Annotated in this window: 20 protein-coding genes; 12 read left to right on the forward strand and 8 right to left on the reverse strand. The window is 65.1% G+C overall.

Features of this window, described 5'->3' with window-relative positions:
* Positions 1-80: 80 nt before the first annotated feature.
* From BRA1253DRAFT_RS25785 to BRA1253DRAFT_RS25815, 7 genes are all read left to right on the forward strand, one after another.
* On the forward strand, positions 81-1,268 hold the full coding sequence (locus tag BRA1253DRAFT_RS25785; RefSeq protein WP_007599200.1) for a substrate-binding domain-containing protein: 1,188 nt from the start codon (positions 81-83) through the stop codon (positions 1,266-1,268).
* Between the two features lie 174 nt (positions 1,269-1,442).
* Positions 1,443-2,957, forward strand: a complete 1,515-nt coding sequence (locus tag BRA1253DRAFT_RS25790; protein ID WP_035993944.1) for an amidase — start codon at positions 1,443-1,445, stop codon at positions 2,955-2,957.
* A gap of 108 nt (positions 2,958-3,065) precedes the next feature.
* A complete protein-coding gene (locus tag BRA1253DRAFT_RS25795) occupies positions 3,066-3,923 on the forward strand; it encodes a branched-chain amino acid ABC transporter permease (RefSeq protein ID WP_007599204.1) in 858 nt (285 codons plus the stop codon).
* Between the two features lie 4 nt (positions 3,924-3,927).
* Positions 3,928-5,145, forward strand: a complete 1,218-nt coding sequence (locus BRA1253DRAFT_RS25800; RefSeq protein ID WP_007599205.1) for a substrate-binding protein — start codon at positions 3,928-3,930, stop codon at positions 5,143-5,145.
* 6 nt (positions 5,146-5,151) lie between these two features.
* Entirely contained in the window at positions 5,152-6,249 is a 1,098-nt protein-coding gene (locus BRA1253DRAFT_RS25805; protein WP_007599212.1) for a branched-chain amino acid ABC transporter permease, read from the forward strand.
* Positions 6,236-6,970 (forward strand): ABC transporter ATP-binding protein, encoded by a 735-nt coding sequence (locus BRA1253DRAFT_RS25810; RefSeq protein ID WP_007599214.1) that lies wholly within the window; start codon positions 6,236-6,238, stop codon positions 6,968-6,970. The genes BRA1253DRAFT_RS25805 and BRA1253DRAFT_RS25810 overlap by 14 nt, the downstream gene beginning before the upstream one ends.
* Complete coding sequence (locus tag BRA1253DRAFT_RS25815) at positions 6,963-7,658, forward strand: ABC transporter ATP-binding protein (RefSeq protein WP_007599215.1); 696 nt, start codon at positions 6,963-6,965, stop codon at positions 7,656-7,658. The genes BRA1253DRAFT_RS25810 and BRA1253DRAFT_RS25815 overlap by 8 nt, the downstream gene beginning before the upstream one ends.
* Before the next feature lie 435 nt (positions 7,659-8,093).
* Here the strand turns inward: BRA1253DRAFT_RS25815 and BRA1253DRAFT_RS25825 are convergent, their stop codons facing one another.
* From BRA1253DRAFT_RS25825 to BRA1253DRAFT_RS25845, 5 genes are all read right to left on the reverse strand, one after another.
* Positions 8,094-8,324, reverse strand: coding sequence for an AbrB/MazE/SpoVT family DNA-binding domain-containing protein (locus BRA1253DRAFT_RS25825; protein ID WP_007599216.1), 231 nt, complete (start codon positions 8,322-8,324; stop codon positions 8,094-8,096).
* A gap of 77 nt (positions 8,325-8,401) precedes the next feature.
* Positions 8,402-9,946: a murein L,D-transpeptidase family protein gene (locus tag BRA1253DRAFT_RS25830; protein WP_245285965.1), complete on the reverse strand. Its 1,545-nt coding sequence runs from the start codon at positions 9,944-9,946 to the stop codon at positions 8,402-8,404.
* 453 nt (positions 9,947-10,399) lie between these two features.
* The gene (locus BRA1253DRAFT_RS25835) at positions 10,400-11,362 is read right to left on the reverse strand and encodes an acetyl-CoA carboxylase carboxyltransferase subunit alpha (protein ID WP_007599220.1); all 963 of its coding nucleotides are present in this window, start codon (positions 11,360-11,362) and stop codon (positions 10,400-10,402) included.
* 285 nt (positions 11,363-11,647) lie between these two features.
* Positions 11,648-12,628, reverse strand: coding sequence for a site-specific tyrosine recombinase XerD (xerD, locus tag BRA1253DRAFT_RS25840; RefSeq protein WP_007599222.1), 981 nt, complete (start codon positions 12,626-12,628; stop codon positions 11,648-11,650).
* 17 nt (positions 12,629-12,645) lie between these two features.
* Positions 12,646-12,792 (reverse strand): hypothetical protein, encoded by a 147-nt coding sequence (locus BRA1253DRAFT_RS25845; protein ID WP_035669499.1) that lies wholly within the window; start codon positions 12,790-12,792, stop codon positions 12,646-12,648.
* A 184-nt stretch (positions 12,793-12,976) separates the two neighbouring features.
* Between BRA1253DRAFT_RS25845 and BRA1253DRAFT_RS25850 the strand changes: the two genes are divergently transcribed.
* The 3 genes from BRA1253DRAFT_RS25850 (at position 12,977) to BRA1253DRAFT_RS25860 (ending at position 16,142) form a co-directional block, all read left to right on the forward strand.
* Positions 12,977-13,600 (forward strand): shikimate kinase, encoded by a 624-nt coding sequence (locus BRA1253DRAFT_RS25850; protein WP_007599224.1) that lies wholly within the window; start codon positions 12,977-12,979, stop codon positions 13,598-13,600.
* On the forward strand, positions 13,597-14,745 hold the full coding sequence (aroB, locus tag BRA1253DRAFT_RS25855) for a 3-dehydroquinate synthase (RefSeq protein ID WP_007599225.1): 1,149 nt from the start codon (positions 13,597-13,599) through the stop codon (positions 14,743-14,745). The genes BRA1253DRAFT_RS25850 and aroB overlap by 4 nt, the downstream gene beginning before the upstream one ends.
* A gap of 92 nt (positions 14,746-14,837) precedes the next feature.
* A complete protein-coding gene (locus tag BRA1253DRAFT_RS25860) occupies positions 14,838-16,142 on the forward strand; it encodes an HlyC/CorC family transporter (RefSeq protein WP_007599226.1) in 1,305 nt (434 codons plus the stop codon).
* A gap of 167 nt (positions 16,143-16,309) precedes the next feature.
* Here the strand turns inward: BRA1253DRAFT_RS25860 and BRA1253DRAFT_RS25865 are convergent, their stop codons facing one another.
* The gene (locus tag BRA1253DRAFT_RS25865) at positions 16,310-16,585 is read right to left on the reverse strand and encodes a BolA family transcriptional regulator (protein ID WP_026232423.1); all 276 of its coding nucleotides are present in this window, start codon (positions 16,583-16,585) and stop codon (positions 16,310-16,312) included.
* Between the two features lie 152 nt (positions 16,586-16,737).
* Here BRA1253DRAFT_RS25865 and BRA1253DRAFT_RS25870 point away from each other — a divergent pair, with 152 nt between their 5' ends.
* Entirely contained in the window at positions 16,738-17,373 is a 636-nt protein-coding gene (locus BRA1253DRAFT_RS25870; RefSeq protein WP_007599228.1) for a J domain-containing protein, read from the forward strand.
* A gap of 147 nt (positions 17,374-17,520) precedes the next feature.
* On the opposite strand, the gene BRA1253DRAFT_RS25875 is transcribed toward BRA1253DRAFT_RS25870, so the two are convergent.
* Complete coding sequence (locus BRA1253DRAFT_RS25875; protein ID WP_007599229.1) at positions 17,521-18,615, reverse strand: citrate synthase/methylcitrate synthase; 1,095 nt, start codon at positions 18,613-18,615, stop codon at positions 17,521-17,523.
* Between the two features lie 75 nt (positions 18,616-18,690).
* Between BRA1253DRAFT_RS25875 and BRA1253DRAFT_RS25880 the strand changes: the two genes are divergently transcribed.
* Positions 18,691-19,920, forward strand: coding sequence for a citrate synthase family protein (locus BRA1253DRAFT_RS25880; protein WP_007599230.1), 1,230 nt, complete (start codon positions 18,691-18,693; stop codon positions 19,918-19,920).
* A 136-nt stretch (positions 19,921-20,056) separates the two neighbouring features.
* Here BRA1253DRAFT_RS25880 and BRA1253DRAFT_RS25885 read toward each other — a convergent pair whose 3' ends face one another.
* Complete coding sequence (locus BRA1253DRAFT_RS25885) at positions 20,057-20,716, reverse strand: DedA family protein (protein ID WP_007599231.1); 660 nt, start codon at positions 20,714-20,716, stop codon at positions 20,057-20,059.
* Between the last annotated feature and the right edge of the window lie 228 nt (positions 20,717-20,944).

Consider the following 20,944-nt stretch of genomic DNA (forward strand, 5'->3'; position numbering starts at 1 on the left):
GGATATTGCCCAACAATAGGGCGGGTGCCGCGGCCGCCTGCTGAATGAGCTTTCAAGTCTGGTATCAGACAGGAGTTGGCGTGCGCGCGACGGTAAACTTCCCGGCTCACGGCGGTCCGGCGTTACCGCCGTCCTTGCTGTTCAGGAATCTGTCGCCCGCGGCAGCGGATTTCGACCTGTCGCCGGTTGACGCGCATTTCATGAAGCGCCGCGGCGCACACAACAAGCTCCGCGTCGGCGGCTTCATCTGCTGCACCGGCTCGCCCGGCGTTTGGGGTCCGTGCGCGACAAGCAGTGCGCAGCTCGCCGTCGCCGAGATCAACAAGCGCGGCGGCATTCTCGGGCGCGAAATCGAGCTTTCGATCTACGACGCCGGCGGCCCGCTCGACGAGATTCTGAGCCGCGCCGAGCAGGCGATCGCGTCCGATGAGATCGATCTCATCGTCGGCTTACATACCAGCGCGGTGCGTGTGGCGCTGCGCAAGGTCACCACCCGCCACCGCATCCCCTACATCTACACACCCGTTTACGAAGGCGGCGAGCAGACGCCGGGTGTCATGGCGATCGGCGAGACGCCGCGCTGGCAGAGCCGTCCGTCGATCCACTGGCTTGCCGACGTCAAAAAGGCGGCGCGCTGGTACCTGATCGGCAGCGACTATGTCTGGCCCTGGCAGTCGCACCGCGCGGTGAAGCGCTACATCAAGGAGGCCGGCGGCCATGTCGTCGGCGAAGAGTTCGTTCCCCTCGGCGAAGACAACCACGAGCCGCATCTGGAGCGCATCCGTGCCGCGAGGCCGGATGTCGTCCTGATCTCGTTGATCGGCACCGACAGCATCACGTTCAATCGCGCGTTCGGCGAATGCGGTCTCGGCGCCACGACGCTGCGGCTGGCCGGGGCGATGGACGAGACCGTGCTGCTCGGAATCGGCGCCGACAACAGCGAGAATCTGTTCTGCGCCTCCGGCTATTTCCCCGGCATCGGATCGCGGGTCAATGACGACTTCCAGAGCCGCTATCGCGCGATGTTCGGACCGAACGGCCCCCCGATCGGGTCGCTCGGTCAATCCAGCTATGAGGGACTGCGCTTCCTTGAGGCCGTAGCAAACAAGGCGGGCACGTTGGCGATGGCGCCCATGCTCGCGGCCGGCCGCAACATCGTCTATGGCGGCGCGCGCGGCCCCGTCACCGTCAGGAACGGTCATACCCGGATGCAAATGTATCTCGCCGGGGCGGATGGCCTCGATTTCAAGCTGATCAAACCGATCTGATGCCGGCGCGGCCATCCGCAAACGCCCGAATTCAAAATAATACTTGAAAAGGAAAATATTTCCGTCTGTAATATCGAGGTGGAGCCGATGGGCCCGCGCCGTGCACGCGCGCCCATGAGGCTCCAATGCCAGGGATTCCAATTCCAGGGATCAAGAAGCCTTGAGGAGAGCGCCGTGACAGTTGTCCTTCCCACGCCAGCCCAATTGCGCAGTGTCGCCGACCAGTGCGGCCTTTCGCTGACCGACGACGATGTCGCCTCGTTCCGCGGCCTGATGCAGGGCTCGATCGAGGCCTACAATCTCGTCGGCGCCATGCCGGACGAGGTGCCGGAGGTCAAATATCCGCGCACCCCGGGCTATCGGCCCTCGCCGGAAGAAAACCCGCGCAACGCCTGGTATCGCAAGTCGACGGTGAAGGGTGCGGCGAGCGGCAAGCTCAAGGGCAAGACGGTTGCTCTCAAGGACAACATCATGCTCGCCGGCGTTCCCATGATGAACGGCTCGGCGACGCTCGAAGGCTACGTCCCGGATTTCGACGCCACCATCGTCACCCGCATGCTCGATGCCGGCGCCGAGATTGCCGGAAAAGTCCATTGCGAATCCTTCTGCATGTCCGGCGGCAGCCACACCAATGCGGTCGGCGCCGTCCACAATCCGCACAAGATGGGCTATTCGGCCGGCGGCTCATCGTCAGGCTCAGGCGTCGTCGTCGCGCTCGGCGAGGTCGACATGGCGATCGGCGGCGACCAGGGTGGTTCGATCCGCATGCCGTCCTCCTTCTGCGGCACTTATGGCATGAAGCCGACCTGGGGCCTCGTGCCCTACACCGGCATCATGCCGATCGAGGTGTTCGTCGATCACACCGGCCCGATGACGGCGACCGTCGCCGACAACGCCCTGCTGCTCGAAGTGCTGGCCGGCGACGACGGCTACGATCCCCGCATCAAGGCGCCCAAAGTCGAGGAGTACACCAAGGCGCTCGGCCAGGGCGTCAAGGGCATGAAGATCGGGATCCTCAAGGAAGGCTTTGAGCAGGCGAATGCCGAAGCCGCCGTGAACGAGAGCGTGCGGGAGGCCGCAAAGCGTTTTAGGGATCTCGGCGCCACGGTCGAGACCGTTTCGATTCCGATGCATCTCATGGGCCCCGCGATCTGGACGCCGATCGGCACCGAGGGCATGACCCAGACCATGATGTATGGCGACGGCTATGGTCTGTCCCGCTCCGACCTCTATTCGACCACGTTGATGGACTTCCATCGCGGCTGGCGCCGGCAGGCGGATTCCCTGTCCGAGACCACAAAGCTGTTCCTGCTGCTCGGCACCTACATCAACAACACTTTCGGTCCGCGCTATTACGGCAAGGCGCTCAACATCTCCCGACGCCTGACCGCGGCCTACGACAAGGCCTTCAAAGACTACGATTTGCTGCTGCTGCCGACCACGCCCATGAAGGCGACGAAGCTGCCGGAAGCCACGGCCAGCCGCGAGGACTATGTCGCGCGTGCGCTGGAGATGATCTCCAACACCGCGCCGTTCGACATCACTCATCATCCGGCGATGTCGCTGCCCTGCGGCATGGTCGACGGCCTTCCCGTCGGCCTCATGCTGGTCGGCCGCATGTTCGAGGAATCCACCATCTACCGTGCCGCCCACGCCTTCGAGCAGATCGGCGACTGGAAGAAGATGTGAGCGAGGCATTGATGCGGGCCAACGGAACAGGGAAGCGTTTTCGGACGCGTCAAGACAACAAGCCGGAGCCCCGTTCCGATCCCGTCGGAACGGGAAAGGCTCTGGCGCATGGCTAACGCATTCGTCGCGGCTTTCGAGATCCTGAGCTTTGGCGCGATCATCGTCCTGATCGTGCTGGGGCTCGGGATCATCGCCAGCATGATGGGCATCTTCAACTTCGCGCAGGGCGAGTTCGTCCTGCTCGGGGCCTACATCACTTATCTCGCCTACGCCAAGGGCCTGCCGATCTGGGCCGGCATGGTCGCCGCGCCCTTCGTCGTCGGCGCGCTCGGCTTCGTGCTGGAGGCGCTGATCATCCGACGCTTCTACGCAGCGCCCATCGTCGCCATGCTCGGCACCTATGCGCTCGGCCTGATCATCCGCGAATCCGTGCGCGGCCTGATCGGCGGCTTCTATCTCACCGTGCCGGAGCCGATCGGCGGCTCGATCGATGTCGGCGCCATGCACATCTCGGCCTGGCGCTTCACCATCATCGTCATCACAGCGCTGGTGATGGGCGGCTGCTATCTGTTGCTGGCGCGCACCAGCTTCGGCCTGCGCGTGCGCGCCACGCTGGAAAATCCCTCGCTGGCACGCGCCTCCGGAATCTCCACGCCGCTGATCTACGGCGCCACCTTCGCCTTCGGCGCGGCACTTGCCGGCCTTGCCGGCGCTCTGATCGTGCCGGTGTTCAGCCTGTTCGCCGATCTCGGCCTGCGCTTCCTGATCCAGGGCTTCGTCGCGGTGATGGTCGGCGGCGTCGGCTCCTTCATCGGGCCGGTCGCAGGCGCCGGCGTCATCGGCACGCTCAGTGCCGCGCTGCCCTGGGTGATGGCGCCGGTCGTCGCCGATGTCCTCGTCTTCGTTCTTGCCATCATCTTCATCAAATTCCGGCCGCAGGGCCTCATCGCTGGAAAAGGGGTTTAGTCACATGTCCGATCGCACTCAGCTCTCCCGCCGCCGCTTCCTCTCGAATTTCGCCTTTGCCTCCGGCGCGGTCGCAACCGGCGTCGGCAGTTGGGTGATCCCCGCGCCCTGGGCCAATGCGGCCGAAGCCCCGATCAAGGTCGGCATCGCCACCGACCTCACCGGGCCGATCGCCTACGCCGGCAATGCCGACGCCAACGTCGCCAAGATGGTGATCAAGGAGATCAACGCCGGCGGCGGCCTGCTCGGCCGCCCGCTCGAGCTCTATATCGAGGACACGGCCTCCAACGAGTCCGTCGCTGTCGGCAACGTCCGCAAGCTAATCCAGCGCGACAAGGTCGACATGGTGCTCGGCGGCATCACCTCGTCGATGCGCAACGCCATCAAGGACCCGATCGTCGCGCGCGGCAAGACGCTCTACATCTATCCGCAGCTGTACGAAGGCAAGGAGTGCACGCCCTATCTGTTCTGCACCGGGCCGACGCCCGCGCAGCAGTGCGACGAGTTCATTCCCTGGCTGATCAAGAACGGCGGCAAGAAGTTCGCGCTGCCGAGCGCCAACTACGTCTGGCCGCACACGCTCAACGTCTACGCCCGCAAGGTGATCGAGGCCAATGGCGGCGAGGTCGTGTTCGAGGAATATTATCCGCTCGACCAGGTCGACTTCTCCTCGACCGTCAACCGCATCATCTCCAACAAGGTCGACGTCGTCTTCAATACCGTCATCCCGCCCGGCGTCGGTCCGTTCTTCAAGCAGCTCTATGAGGCCGGCTTCCTCAAGAATGGCGGACGGCTGGCCTGCGTCTACTATGACGAGAACACGCTCAACATCAATCAGGCCGCCGAGATCGAGGGTCTCGCCAGCTGCCTCGATTATTTCAAGGTGCTGACCAAGGAGAACCCGTTCGACGCGAAAATCCAGGCGGCCTACGAGAAGGATTTCCCGGGCAACTTCCTGTTCGCCGCCGGCAGCGCCGCCACCGGCACCTATCGCGGCCTGAAGCTGTGGGAAGCCGCCGTCAAGGAAGCCGGCAAGATCGACCGCGAGTCGGTCGCCGCGACGCTCGACCACGCCAAGATCGCCGAAGGCCCCGGCGGACCGGCCGAGATGGTACCGGGCAAGCGGCATTGCAAGATGAAGATGTACACCGCGGTCGCCAAGGGCGGGAATTACGAGATCGTCGGACGCAGCGACGGGCTCGTCGATCCCAAGGAATGCTGAGGCGGAATGCCGAAGTCGATGAGTGTGGTAAGAGAGGCCATCGCCGGCGACGAAGCGGACGATGCGATGGCTGAGCGCGCGGTAGCGGAACAGGTCGCGGCAGGACGAAAAGTCCTGCCGATCGTGGAGGGCGTCGTGCTCGTTGCGGCGCTGGTCGCGCCGCTGGTGCTGCAGGACTACCTCACGGTGTTCGCGACGCGGGTGATCATCCTCGCGCTGTTCGCGCTCTCGTTCGACCTGGTGTGGGGCTATGCCGGCATCATGAGCTTTGGCCAGGCGCTGTTCTTCGGCTCGGCCGGCTATGGCGTGGCGTTGCTCGCGCGCGACCTCGACATCACCAACATCTTCCTGGTGCTGCCCGCGGGAACGCTGATCGGGCTCACGTTCGCGCTGTTGCTCGGCGGCTTCCTGCTGCTGGGACGACATCCCTCCAGCGTGATCTTCGTCTCGCTGGGCACGCTAACCGGCTCCTACGCCGCCGACCGGCTGGCGCGCGGCTGGTACTATCTCGGCGGCCAGAACGGTATCCCCTCGATCTCGTCGATGACGCTCGGCAGTTACGAATTCTCGGAAGGGCCGCCGTTCTACTATCTCGTGCTTGGCCTTCTTGTCGTGGTCTATCTCCTCTGCCGTTTTCTGGTGCGCTCGCAGTTCGGGTTGGCGCTCGCGGGCTTGCGCGAGAACGAGCAGCGCATCGCCTTCTTCGGCTACAAGACGCAGCACTTGAAGGCGATCATCTTCGCGATCGGCGGCGCGGTGGCGGGTCTTGCCGGCAGCCTTTACGCCTTCCACGAGGGTTTCGTCTGGCCCAACATGGTCGGCGTCGTGGTCTCGACGCAAGTCGTGCTCTACGTCCTGTTCGGCGGTTCCGGCACGCTGATCGGCGCCGTCATCGGCGCCGTCATCGTCGAGGGCGTCAGCTTCTGGCTCTCGGACAATTACCGCGAGGTCTGGCCGATCATCCTTGGCGTGCTGCTGTTGCTCGTGATCCTGTTCCGGCCGCTCGGTCTGATCAGTTTTGTGCTCGGCGAGCGCGAGCGGGTCGGCAGCTTTGGTGGCAAGTCCAGGAAAACCGGGAAGGAGAAGCGCGATGCCGCTCCTTGAAGCCACCGGCGTCAAGAAGATTTTCGGGAAGCTCACCGCGCTCGACGGCGCCGCGCTCACTGTCGGCGAGAACGAGTTTCACGGCCTGATCGGACCGAACGGCTCCGGCAAGAGCACGCTGATGAAGTGCATCGCTGGCGCCGAGGTGCCGACGCAGGGCAAGGTGAGTTTCATCAACACCGACATCACCGCGTTCACGCCGACCGAGCGTGCCCGCGCCGGCATGAGCCTGAAATTCCAGATCACATCCGTGCTGCCGACGCTGACGCTCTACGACAACATCCTGCTCGCGCTGCAGGCGCAATCTTCGCTGTTCGATCTCGTGTTCTCGCGCACGCGCGGGCTCCTGCACGATCAGGTCATGACCATGCTGACGCAGTTCCGCCTCGCCGACCGCGCTTTCGATGCGGCCGCAGCGCTGTCGCACGGTCAGCAGCAATGGCTGGAGATCGCGATGGCGCTGGCCGGCAAGCCGAAACTCCTGCTGCTGGACGAGCCGACCGGCGGGATGAGCCTGGAGGAGCGCCGCGTTACCGGCGAATTGCTGCAGCCGATCAAAAAGCATTGCTCGCTTGTCATCGTCGAGCACGACCTCGATTTCATCCGCGACATCTGCGATCGTCTCACCGTGCTCGACCAGGGCAAGGTGCTGGCGTCCGGCACGGTGTCGGAGATCCAGGCCAACAAGGCCGTCCAGGAGATCTATTTGCGCCGTGCCTGAATTTTTGGACATCAAGCATCTCGACGCCGGCTATGGCCGCAGCCAGGTCCTGTTCGACGTCAACCTCGGCATTCCCTGGCGCGGCGGTGTCGCCGTGCTCGGCCGCAACGGCGCCGGCAAGACCACGTTGATGAAGACCATCGTCGGCGAGTTGCCGGCGTGGAAGGGCGAGGTCGCCTTCGATGGCCGCGACATCAGCCGCCGCGCGACCCAGGAGCGCGTCCGCGCCGGCATCGGCTACGTGCCGCAGGAGCATTCGGTGTTCGCGCGTCTGTCGGTGCGCGACAATCTCGCGGTCGGCTCGCTCGCGAGCAGGAAGGCCGACGCGGTCGACCACGTGCTGACCATCTTCCCAAAACTCGGCCAGCGCCTCGACCAGCCCGCCGGCACGCTGTCCGGCGGCGAGCGCAAGATGCTCGCCATCGGCCGTGCCATGCTGGGCGATCCAAAACTGCTTCTGCTCGACGAGCCGACCGAGGGCGTCTGGATCGGCGTGATCGAGGAAATTACCGAGCGCCTGATCGAGCTCGCGAAAACCATCGCCGTGATCATCGTCGAGCAGCACCTCGACCTCGCGCTTCGCGTCGCGGACTACGCCTACGTGCTCGACCGCGGACGAGTCGCGCTGCAAGGCGAGGCAGGCGAGGTGAGGGGCAATCCGGAGCTGCTGCGGTATCTGGCGCCGTAGGGCGCCCTGCCAGTCCGGTCATCCCCGCGCAATGGCGAAGCCATTGTCGCTGGAGGCGCTCGCGCAGCGAGCCTCGAAGGATGCACGGCCGCGCGGCCAAGCGGGCCGTCGGCCTTCGAGGGTAGCTGAAGAAGCGGACACCTCAGGGTGACGGTGAAGTGCTTCCGAAAAATGGATTGACGATGGACAGCCCGCCGATGCTGCGTCCGTGCTGCATGTCCTCGCTATACAGGGTCTCGCAGCCAGCCTCGATTGCGGTCGCTACGATCAGAGCATCGCAAAAAGGCAAGCGTATGGTCGCGCGCAAGCGCAAGCGCCGTAGCGTGCGTGTCGGCAGTGAGATGACGCCGCCGCCGGCAATTGTGGTCAGCGCGCGCTCGCGCCGGATGTCGGCCGAAAAGGCATAGACCAGGATGTTGCTGTCGAAGAACGGGCTTATCTCTCGTTCGCTTCGTCCCGGTCGAATTTGTAACCCTCGGGCAGGGGAATCCGGAACTGGTCGGCTTGCCTGAGAAATTCCGCTCGTCTGTCGACCTTCTCTACTGCGATCTGGCCTGTCGAAGTCTCTACGACATTGAGCTCGTCACCGGGGGAGAGGTTCAAAGCCTCAACGAGTGCCTTAGGCAGGCGGACTGCGAGGCTGTTACCCCATTTGGAGACCAGCATGGAATGATATGCCCTGATCATTCGGGACCGCCGTCAGCTCGGTAAAAATCGGGATAGGGCGAGAGGTTCCCGCCCGCTTACTTCACCGCCCCGAACCGGCTGTCGAACGAGTTCGACTGGACCACCGGCGCGGCGCCCATGATCTGGGTCGCTTCACCCGCGCCATCGGACACCGACGGCTTCAGCGTCGGGCGGGTCGCCGCGAGGCGGGTGTCGGGCTTCGCTGGTTCGGCGGGCTTGGCGACGGCAACGGCTGGCTTCGGCGCATCCTTCCCTGCATCCTTGGACTTGTCGTGTCCCGGCACGAACCGGGTTACCGCGGCCTTCAGCCGGGACGCCGCGGTAGGCGGCGTCGTGGAAGTCGCAGCCGGGGCGACGGATGCCGTGGCCTGCGGCGGCGGCGTGGTCGCCGTGGCGTCGGCGTTGCCGATGCCCATCTTGCGGCCGAGGTTGGAGAAGAAGCCGGATTTCTCCGCCGGAGCAGCGGTGGCGACACGCGTGTTGGCGGCGGGCGCGCTGACGGCGACGACCGGCTCTTCCTGCGGCGAGGGCGCGGCCGCATCGAGATTCGGCTTCGGCGGATTGACGTGTCCAGGAATCGTGCCCGGCGCCTTCGCCATCGCCAGCATCTGGAGCGTGGTGCCTTCGGCGCCTTCCGACAGGCCGGTCGAGCCCTCCGGAATCTTCGCGGCAAAGATCTTGTTCATGCCGCCGTCGATGCCGGTGTTCATGCGCGCAACGGGCGTGCCGCGCGAGACCAGCTTGTTGTACTCGGCCTGGTCGCGTGCATCCTTCTCGCGCACGGCGCTGGCGATCTCCTCGGGGATCACATAGGCCGGGCACTTTGCGGACGCGTCGAACACCGGATCACGCTTGGCGTCGGGCGGCTTCGCCGCGTCGAACACGTACTTCTTTTCGCAGAAATCGACCTTCGGCTCCTGCCGCGTCACCTCGAAATGATCATAGCCTTCCTTGATCATCTTCCAGAACGGCATGTTCGGATTGTTCCGGTGCTTGGCCATGTTCACCGGCGTCATCTTGAACGGATAGGCCTGCAGCTGGAACGCCTTCTGGCCGCCGAAGAAGGACTCGCGCCCGAGCGAATAGATCTCGGCGATCTGCTCGTCCGTCATCGCGTAGCAGCCGCGCGAGGAACAATCGCCATGCACCATCAGCTGCGAGCCGCTGCGGCCCAAAGCCTTGTCGAACGCGTTCGGATAGCCCGTGTTGAACGACAAATAGTACGCCGACTGCGGATTCATCTGGCCCGGATTGATCGAGTAGAATCCTTCCGGCGCCTGGCGGTCGCCTTCGCGCACCTTCGGGCCGAGATCGCCGGACCAGCGACAGATCGGATAGGTCTTGAGCAGCGCGAACTGGCCGTTGCGGGTCTGCTTCCAGACCTCAAGCTCGGCCTCCTGCTTGAACAGGCGCACCAGGATCGGCGATTGCAGATCCATGTCCTTCTCGACCATCGCGGCGAGAAGTTTTGGCGGCACCGGCTGGTTGGCCTTGGCATTGGTCGCAAGCGAAACCTGGTCGGTGTCGCACCCGGCCAGCACAAAGCTGGCGGCAAGCGCCACCGAAACCAGAAACGCGCGAGCAAGCGAACGAGAAATCAAGATGGACCCCACACCGTCCAGGGCATCGCGCGCAAACCCCAATCTTGAAGCATGATCCGACCGGAGACCCGGACCCGTCGCGACGGGCTTTTTCGCAATCACGCTCCAGCGCTTATGCCCTGAAGCCATTGATTAAAATTCTAACCTCTGGGTCATGTGGTCGCAACCCGAACGGGGATCACGAGCCCGTTGGCCCAAAGGCGTGGTCAACGAAGACTTAAACTGGGCCGTAACTTGGGCCTCGCGGCCAAACCGGTACAGAGATCGCTGATTTGGGCAAAAAAAGGGTTAACGCGGGGTTACCGGGGGCTCTTCACCTCCCCGCTTGCGGGGGAGGCCGGGAGAGGGCTCGTGCCGCATCGGGAGTATCGCGAGAGGAAATACCCTCTCCCCGACCCTCCCCCGCAAGCGGGGGAGGGAGCGCACCGCCGCTGCGGTCCCAAACCGCCCGAATCAGCCCAGTTTCCGGCCGATATCGAGGAATTTCTGCCGCCGATGCTTGCGGATGGCGTCGCCGTCCAGGCCCCGCAGCTCGTCAAAAGCCTTGGCGATGGCGTCGCCCGTGGTGGCGATCATGGCGGCGGGGTCGCGATGGGCGCCGCCGACCGGCTCCTTCAGGATGCTGTCGATCACGCCGAAGCGGAGCATGTCCTGGGCGGTGATCTTCATGTTGTTAGCGGCTTCCTGCGCCTTGGAGCCGTCTCGCCAGAGGATCGAGGACGCCGCCTCGGGCGAGATCACGCTGTAGATCGCGTGCTCCAGCATCAGGACCTTGTTGGCGGTGGTGATGGCGATGGCGCCGCCCGACATGCCCTCGCCGGTGATGATGGCGACGTTCGGCACGGTCAGCGCCATGCAGGCATCGGTCGAACGCGCGATCGCCTCGGCCTGACCGCGCTCTTCCGCGCCGATGCCGGGATAGGCGCCGGCGGAATCGGCGAGCGACAGCACCGGCAGGCCGAACCGCTCCGCCATCTCCATCAGCCGCACGCATTTGCGATAGCCCTCGGGCCGCGCCATGCCGAAATTATGCTTGATGCGGCTCTCGGTGGAATCGCCCTTTTCCTGGCCCATCACGCAGATGGCCTCGCCGCGGAAGCGGCCGAAGCCGGCCACCAGCGCCTCGTCCTCGCCGAACTTGCGGTCGCCGGCGAGCGGGGTGAACTCGGTGATCAGGCCCTTGATGAAGTCGTTGAAATGCGGCCGCTGCGGATGCCGCGCAACCAGCGTCTTCTGCCACGGCGTCAGGTTCAGATAGAGGTCGGCCATCGCCTGCGCCGCCTTGTCCTCGATCCGCCCGATCTCCTCGGCGATGTCGCTGCCGGAGGCCGCAAGCGTCCGCAATTCGTCGAGCTTGGAATCGAGCTCGGCGACGGGCTTTTCGAAATCGAGATAGCTGCGCATCTGGTCTGGCATCAACTCAATATAGGGAGAACGGGGCGAGGCGGCGAAGCGGATTCGATGTCGTGGAAAGAAATGTAGGTTCGTCAATGAGTTGGCTTGTGTGCTCGCAACGAGCGCAGGCCAAATCATCGTGAGGCCTCGGCTCTTTCTGCGGAGATGTGGCCGAAGTCAAGGCGGTTTCGGGCTCCGACCCGTACCGTAGCCCGGATGAGCGAAGCGATATCCGGCGCAGGTCGCCCCAATCGTCAATCCCGGATGTCGCTTCGCTCATCCGGGCTACTGCAGCTAGGGCAGCAACTACTTCTCCGCCAGCGGGTGCAGGTCGCGGACCAGGCTCTTCAGCCGCTCCTCGACCACGTGGGTGTAGATCTGGGTGGTCGAGATGTCGGTGTGGCCGAGCAGCGTCTGCACGATACGCAAATCGGCGCCGTTGTGCAGCAGGTGGCTGGCGAAGGCGTGGCGCAGCACATGGGGGGAGACCAGCCGGGCCTGCAGCCCTGAAGCGACCGCGAGCTCCTTCAAGTCGCGGGCAAAATGCTGCCGCGTCAGATGTCCGCTCTCGCCGAACGAGGGGAACAACCATTTCGAGGCCGCCACGCTGTTCTTCTTGTCTGCCTTGTTGTCCTTGGCCGCCTCTGTCGCCGCGAGATAATCGGCCATCGCCTGGCGCGAGGCCTCGTTGAGCGGCACCAGCCGTTCCTTGTTGCCCTTGCCGCGCACCACGATCATGCGGGCGTCGCGCTTCGCCGCCGTGCGCGGCAGCGCCACCAGCTCGGAGACGCGCAGGCCGGTGGCGTAGAGGACCTCGAGTAGACAATAGAGTCTCAGGGCGCGCAGCCGTTTCGACGGCGAGGCATCCTCAGCCTCGCTCAATTCCTTGGCGCGGCGGAGCATGCGATCGACATCCGCGATCGACAGCACCTTCGGCAGCCCGCGGCCGCGCTTGGGGCCGGACAGGATCGCCGCGGGATCGTCGGTTCTGATGCGTTCGTTCAGGAGGAAGCGATAGAGATGCCGCAGCGCCGACAGCCGTCGCGCGACGCTGGTGGACTTGAAGCCGCGCGTGTCGAGATCGGCGAGATAGTCGCGCAGCGTCTGTGTTTCCGCGTCCGCGAATGCATGGCCGACGCGGCCGAGAAATTCGGAGAAGTCGGTGAGGTCGCGGCGGTAGGCGTCGAGCGTATTGGGGCCGGCGCCCTGTTCCGCCGCGAGCATGTCGAGGAACAGGCCGGTAAGTTTTGTATCTGAGGGCTTGTTATCGGAAGATCTGGCACGCATGCCCCGGAGGCTAGCCCCTATTTCTTGAGAAACTTATCCGGCGGGATCGTCACCGTCATTTCCCGCGGCTTTGGATTGACGAAGTTCGCCAGCGCGAAGACCACGCCGTAGACGATGCCGGCGATCACGGCGACGACCGTCAGGAAGCGGAACAGGCTGGGCATCGGCAGGATCTCGGAGAGGGTCTCGGTCAGGGGCTTGGCGGGCAAATTAACCAATGAAATCATCCAACACGTTCGCCGTTTCGTGGCAAGAGTCCTCTGGCGAGGGCCCCTGCGGGGTCGTATAGGTGGCCAAAGGATGCCGCCTTTGGCGGCAGATCGAGCGAGACCCATTCGAGCGAGACAAATGCCCGACGCCGCGTTGCCGATCCAAGCCTCGCCCGAGGCCGACATCCTGTCGGCGCTGGGGACGCGCTCGATCGTGCTCGTCGGCATGATGGGGGTCGGCAAATCCACCATCGGCCGCCGCATGGCTCTCCGGCTCAAGCTGCCCTTCGTCGATGCCGACACCGAGATCGAGGCGGCGGCCGGCATGACCATACCGGAAATCTTCGAGCGCCACGGCGAGCCGCATTTCCGCGACGGCGAGGCCCGGGTGATCGCGCGTCTGCTCGACGGCGGTCCCATCGTGCTGGCGACCGGCGGCGGCGCTTTCATGCGCGAGGAGACGCGGGCCCGCATCGCCGCGAAGGCGATCTCGATCTGGCTCAAGGCCGATCACGATGTCATCATGCGCCGCGTGCGCCGGCGCGCCGACCGTCCACTGCTCCAGACCGCCGATCCCGAAGGAACCGTGACGCGCCTGCTCACCGAGCGCGAGCCGGTCTACGGCCATGCCGACCTCACCATCGCCTCGCGCGACGTGCCGCACGACAGAATCGTTGACGAGACCATCGAGACGCTACGCGCGCATCTTTGCGGCGAACGGGCGTCCCCGCCATCAGCCGACATCGCGAGTGCCGCACGATGACCGCGCCTTTGAAACATTCCGATCCCGTCAACGTCGAGGTCGCGCTGGAGAATCGCGCCTATGACATCGTCATCGGCCGCGGCGTGCTGGCCTCGCTCGGCGAACGGGTCGCGCGCCTGCGCCCCGGCGTACGCACCGCGATCGTGACGGATCGCACCGTCGCGAAATACTGGCTCGAGCCCGCCGAGTCTTCGCTCGCAGCCGCGGGCATTCCGACATCGCGCATCGTCGTCGAGGAAGGCGAGATCTCCAAGACCTATGCCGGTCTCGAAAAGGTCAGCGAAGCCCTGATCGCCGCGAAGATCGAGCGCAACGATCTCGTCATCGCGCTTGGCGGCGGCGTGGTCGGCGATCTCGCCGGTTTTGCGGCGGCGATCCTGCGCCGCGGCGTCGACTTCGTGCAGGTGCCGACCTCGCTGCTGGCGCAGGTCGATTCCTCCGTCGGTGGCAAGACCGGCATCAACTCGCCGCAGGGCAAGAACCTGCTCGGCGCCTTCCACCAGCCGGTGCTTGTGATCGCCGACACCGCCGTGCTCGATACGCTGTCGCCGCGGCAGTTCCGCGCCGGCTACGCCGAGGTGGCCAAATACGGCGTGCTCGGCGACGAGGCGTTCTTCGCCTGGCTCGAGAAAAACCATTCCGACATCGCCAAAGGCGGTTCGGCGCGCGAGCATGCGATCGCGACCTCCTGCCGCGCCAAGGCCGGCGTGGTCTCGCGCGACGAGCGCGAGACCGGCGAGCGCGCGCTGCTCAATCTCGGCCACACGTTCGGTCACGCGCTGGAAGCCGCGACCGGTTTCTCCGACCGCCTGTTTCACGGCGAGGGTGTTTCTATCGGCATGACGCTGGCGGCGCAGTTTTCCGCGAAGCTCGGCATGATCGGCGACGCGGACGCCGCGCGCGTCGAGCGCCACCTGATCGAAGCCGGCCTGCCGACGCGCTTGCAGGACATCGCGGGCTTCGCGCAGGAGGGGCTTGCCGATGCCGACGCGCTGTTGGCGCTGATGGCGCAGGACAAGAAGGTCGAGCGCGGCAGGCTCACCTTCATCCTGCTGGAGGCCGTGGGGCGGGCCGTCGTCGTGAAGAACGTCGAGCCGGCTCCGGTGCGCGACTTCCTGAAGGACAAGCTCGCCCTCAAGGCGTGACACGCGGTTGAACGGCGCTAAAGCGTTTTCGAGCGAAGTGGGTACCGGTTCGCGTCAAGAAAACGCGTCAAAACAAGAAACCAGAGTGGTTCATGGATTGGCTCGGCTTCACCATCGTCATTCTCTGCCTGCTCGTCTCCGGCTTCTTCGCCGCGAGCGAGACCGCACTGACCGGCGCTTCGCGCGCCAGCATGCTGCGGCTCTCCAAGCAGGGTAATCGCGACGCCGACGTGGTCTCGCAACTGCTCGACATGCGCGAGCGCCTGATCGGCGCGCTGCTGCTCGGCAACAACATCGCCAATATCAGTGCATCCGCACTGGCCACCAGCATCTTCACGGCCTGGTTCGGCGACGTCGGCGTGCTCTATGCCACCGGCTTGATGACCGCACTGGTCGTGATCTTCGCCGAGGTGCTGCCCAAGACCATCGCGATCAACGCGCCCGACCGCATGGCGCTCGCGGTCGCGCGCCCGATGCGGCTGACGATGTACGTGCTGGGGCCGCTGCTGCGGATCGTGGAAGTCATCGTGCGGCTGTTGATGCGCCTGTTTGGCCTTGCCGGCGAGCACCAGGCGATCCTGTCGCCGACCGAGCGCCTCCGCGGCGCGGTCGACCTGCTGCATCATGAAGGCAAGTTCGAGAAGCACGACCGCGACATGCTCGGAGGGCTGCTCGATCTGCGCGAGCTCCAGGTCTCCGACGTCATGATCCATCGCACCGAGATGACGATGATCAACGCCGACCTGCCGCCGGAGGATCTGGTGCGCGAGGTGCTGGCGGCCGAATACACCCGCATCCCGCTGTGGCGCGAGAAGCCGGAAAACATCATCGGCGTGCTCCACGCCAAGGATTTGCTGCGCGCGATCCGCGCGGCCGACGGCGAGACCTCGCGCATCGACGTCTCCACCATCGCGCTGCCGCCCTGGTTCGTGCCGGAGATGCGGCCCGTCTCCGAGCAGCTCAAGGCGTTCCGCCGCCGCAAGACCCATTTCGCCCTGGTCGTCGACGAGTACGGCGAAGTTGAAGGGCTCGTGACGCTGGAAGACATTCTGGAAGAGATCGTCGGCGACATCTCCGACGAGCATGACGTCGTGGTCGCGGGCGTGCGGGCCCAGCCGGACGGCTCGGTCGTCGTCGACGGCTCGGTGCCGATCCGCGACCTCAACCGCGCCATGGACTGGCACCTGCCCGACGAAGAGGCAACGACGGTCGCCGGCCTCGTCATTCACGAGGCGCGCTCGATCCCCGACCGCGGCCAGAGTTTCACCTTTCACGGCTTCCGCTTCCGCGTCCTCCGCCGCGAACGCAACCGCATCACCGCACTCCGTATTTCACCGGTGCCGCGCGAGACGGAAATGGAGGAAGCCAAGCGGCGGCGGGCGGGGACGTCGTTTTAGGATTCGCATGACCCTGTTGCCCCTCATGGTGAGGAGCGCCGAAAGGCGCGTCTCGAACCATGCAGGCCAGGATGCCGCCGCGGGGGCCTGTATCCTTCGAGACGCGCGCTACTGCGCGCTCCTCAGGATGAGGAGAAATGGCGCCGTCCGACGCTTGAACTGGCGAGCTAGCTCCCGCCTTCCCCCGGCGCTTGCGCGTGGATCGCCAGCGCGTGCACGCTGCCGGAGAGTTCCGCGGCCAGCGCCGAATTTATCATGCGGTGGCGATCGACCCGGCTCTTCCCTTTGAAGGCGGAAGACACAATATAAACGCGGAAGTGCGTCTCGCCGCTCGGCCGATGGCCGGCGTGGCCCTCATGCAAATGTGACTCGTCGACGACTTGCAGGCTTTCCGGCGTGAAAGCTTCCTGCAACTTGTTGCTGATAGTGTCTCTGATGGCCATCTGGGTCATTACGGTGCGAGATCGCTCTCCGTATTGCATAGGCCGCCTCTGGCGGCCGTTCAAGGACGCCTCAGCATAGCTTCGGCTATGCTTTTCAGCTAATTGCAATGTCAAGACTTGAAGGTTTTTGCATTGCGTAGTCAAAGTCAGCCATGCCGATCGATTCATCAAAGTTCTTCGACTCCATCCGGGTCAAGCCGAAAGGCAAGCAACCGGAAGTGAAGCCGCGCGACGCCGTGGTCAATTGCGAATGGACCGGGTGCCAGAACAAGGGCGCGCATCGTGCGCCCAAGGGTCGCGACAACCAGCGTGAGTACTGGCACTTTTGTCTGAACCATGTGCGCGAGTACAACCAGAACTACAATTTCTTCTCCGGCATGAATGCCGACGCTGTCGCGCGCTATCAGAAGGATGCGCTGACCGGCCATCGTCCGACCTGGAAGATGGGCGCCAATGGCGGCGTCAAGAAAGGCGCGGAAGCCGAGATCGACGGCGCCTTCGATCCGTTCAGCATGTTCCAGGAGCTCAACGGCCGCACCGGCTGGCGCGCCGGGCCGCAGGCCGCGCCCAAGGCCGAGACGCGCAAGATCATGAATGCCGAGCGCAAGGCGCTCCAGGTGATGGGCCTCGGCCCCGAGTCCACGCTCGCCGACGTCAAGTCCAAGTACAAGGCGCTCGTGAAGCAGCACCACCCCGACGCCAACGGCGGCGACCGCTCCACCGAGGACCGCCTGATCGAGATCATCAAGGCGTATAATTACCTGAAGACCGTGGTGCGCGAGGCGTAGGCCTCTCCCCGCGCCGTAGTATCGTAGGGAGGGCAAAGCGAAGCGTGCCCACCACTTCTGTTGCGGTGTTGGATCGATGGTGGGCACGGCGCAAGTGCGCCTTTGCCCACCCTACGATTCCCGGCTTGCGGAGATATCCGCGGTCCCTCACGCCTCCGGCATCGCCCCCACATATGACGAGCTCGGCCGGATCAACCGCCCGGTCCGCTGCTGCTCGCGCGCATGCGCCGTCCAACCGGCGGCGCGCGCCACCGCGAAGATGGGCGTGAAGGCCTGCCTCGGGATCGCCAGCGCATCGAGCAGGATCGCGGTGAAGAACTCCACATTGGTCTCCAGCGGCCGCTCCGGATTCTTCTTGCGCAGCGCGCTGCGGATATAGGCCTCGACCTCGCCGGCAAAGGGCAGGCCGGCGCCGTCCGATGCCAGCGCCTCGATCGCGGTCTTGAGCACATCTGCGCGGGGGTCGCGCACGCGATAGACGCGGTGGCCAAAACCCATCATCCGCTCGCCGCGGGCGAGTGCAGCGTCCACCCAGGGCTGGATGCGCTCGCGCGAACCGATCGCGTCGAGCATTTCCAGCACCGGCTCCGGCGCGCCGCCATGCAGCGGACCCGTCAGCGCGCAATAGCCGGCGGTGACGGCGGCAAACAGATCAGCCTGCGTTGAGGCCACCACGCGCGCGGTGAAGGTCGAGGCGTTCATGCCGTGGTCGCTGGCGGTGACGAGATAGGCGTCCAGCGCCGTGACCTCGCGTGGTTCGGGCGCGTGCCCGTGCAGCATGCGAAGCGTATCGGCAGCATGGCTCACGTTCGGATCGGGCGCCACGGGATCGAGACCCCTGGCGCGGCGGACGAGCGCGCCCGCAATCACCGGGAATGCGCCGACGATTGTCGCCTCATGGGCAAGGCCGTGCTCGGCGCGAAGTCCCGCGACCGCCGCGCGAAACCCGTCGATGATGCCCATGCCGCGCGTTGCTGGCAGCAACTCATCCAGCCGCGCGAAGGCGCGCTCGCGTGCGGCGCCCAGGCTCGCGCGCACATTAGCTTCGCTCAGCGTGGTCGTGCTGGCGCCGTTCCAGAGCCGGGCGGTGACGCCCTCAAAACTCGACTGGCTCGCCAGTCGGCCAACATGCTCCCCGGCGATGATCAACTCGCCGCGCTCGCCGTCGACATGGCTCAGCACGGTTTCGGCTGCAGGAACGCCGTCCAGCCCGATCTGGCTTTTGGTGAGGTGGATGTTCATGGCCCAAATCTCCTTTGCACCAGCCAAAGGTCGGGCCTCTCGACAGATTGATCAATCTTGATTACATAAATCAATATGAAAAATTCGGAAGGTCTCTACCTCTCCGCCCGGGAAGCCGCCGCCGAGCTCGCGATCTCGCCGGCCACGCTCTACGCCTATGTCAGCCGCGGCCTGGTCCGCTCCGAGCCGACGCCGGACTCGCGCAAGAACCGCTATCGCGCCGAGGACGTCCGGGCGCTGAAGGAGCGCCGGGTGCCGTCGCCGGAGCCGCGCGGCCTGCGCAGCTTCGATGCCGATCTGCCGGTCATGGACACGGAGATCTCCACCATCACCGAGGACGGCGCGATCTATCGCGGCGTCAACTGCGTCGATCTCGCCGAAAACGATACGCTGGAGCACACGGCGACGCTGCTGTGGGACGTCTCCGGCGTCGATCCGTTCGCCCCGCATAATCAGCCTGCGATGTCCGACGAGATGCGCCTGATCGCGCAGGCCGCGCGCCGGGCGGCACCGATCGATCGCGCCATTGCCGTGCTGGCGCTCGCATCGAGCGCCGATCCCCGCGCGTTCACGCGTGCGCCGGATGGCCGCGCCATGGTCGGTGCGCGCATCGTCCGGCTTCTGGTCGCGACCATGCTCAACACGGATCCGTCCGCCGAGCCGCTGCACCAGCAGATCGCGAGGGCCTGGGCGCCCGACAACAAGCACGCGGCCGATCTCATCCGCCGCGCGCTGGTTCTGCTCGCCGAGCATGAATTGAACGCGTCCACCTTCACCGCGCGCTGCGCGGCCTCGACCGGCCTCAATCTTTATGATTCCGTCATCGCCGGCCTCGCCGCGCTGAAGGGACCGAAGCACGGTGGCGCCGGCGTGCTCGCCTCGCAACTCGTCAAGGCGCTGGTGGATCGTGACGTCGAGCCGATGGTCCGCGAACGCGTCGCGCTCGGCGAACGCTTTGCGGGCTTCGGTCACGGTGTCTACAAGCGGGGCGATCGGCGCGCGCAGTCGCTGCTGAATGCCCTGGCCCGCGCCGGCGCACCGCGCAAATTCACCAAAGAGGTGCCGGAGCGCATCGCGGAGGCGACCGGCGAACTCGTCAATATCGACTACGCGCTCGCGGTGCTCGTGCACGCGCTGCGCCTGCCGGGAGGCAGCGAGCTCGCGTTGTTTGCGATGGCCCGCAGCGTCGGCTGGGTCGCCCATGCCAGCGAGCAATTGCAGTTCGGCAAGCTGATCAGGCCAAGGGCAAGGTATGTGGGACCGGCACCGGGACGAAGGGCGGGGGTTGCGGATTCCAAGGGATAATCAAAAACCCTCATGGTGAGGAGCGCGGAACGCGCGTCTCGAACCATGCAGGCCCGGCTTTCGCCCGCGGCCATCCTTCGAGACGCCCGCCGTTGGCGGGCCCTCAGGATGAGGCGGTGCGCCTGGATACACTCTATCACCCCCGCGGCTTCGCCACCGCGACACCGCCGCCGTTCCGGCGGCGATAGATCCAAACCGCCGCGCCTACGACGATTGCCACGCCGACCACGGTCAAAATCCACATGTGCTTGTACGGATGCCCATGGTGCGGCAGCCCGGCATATTCGTGCAGGGCCGACACCGCCAAAACACCCGGCAGCACATGCGCCGGCGCCCAGACCAGGATTGCGGGGATGTTGATGGCGTAGAAGCGGGCCGGGGGCATGCCCAGCGCGCCCGCGGTGACCGGGACGAAGGCCCGGATCGGCGGCACGAAGCGGGCGAAGAACACCGCCCAGGTGCCGAAGCGGTGGAAGAAAGTCTCGCTCTGCTCGACCACACGCGGATAATTGGTCATCGGCCAGGTGTTGAGGATCTCCCGCTGCTGCCGGTGCCCGATCCAGTAAGCCGAACCATCGCCGAGCACTGCGCCGAGCGCTGCCGCCAGCAACACCCATTGCAGCCTGAGCTCGCCGCCTGGGACCAGGGCGCTCAGCGCCAGGATGATGGTCGAGCCGGGGATGACCGAGCCCACCACCGGAACCGCCTCCAGCAGGGCCGCCAGGAAGAGGGTCAGATAGGCCAGCCACGGATGGGCCGAGACGAATGAAATGAGGGGATCGAGAAAGGACGTCACATCGTCTCTGTGGTGGGATTGGGCCTTGGGGTTCGAACCCTACATTCGGACCCTACATAAGTAACGAGCGCCGGTAAAAGTGCCACCCGCGTGAGCAGGACCGTGCCCTCGGCACGAAATTCAGGCGTGATTCGCAGGGCAGCCTTCCAAAAATCGCGTTCCTTGCCTATCTAAATGAAAAGACAACGGAACTTTGATTGGGGGGCGGGCTTCTGCCCGCGGGTTGTC

It is taken from the genome of Bradyrhizobium sp. WSM1253 (genome assembly GCF_000244935.1).
Lineage (GTDB): Bacteria > Pseudomonadota > Alphaproteobacteria > Rhizobiales > Xanthobacteraceae > Bradyrhizobium > Bradyrhizobium canariense.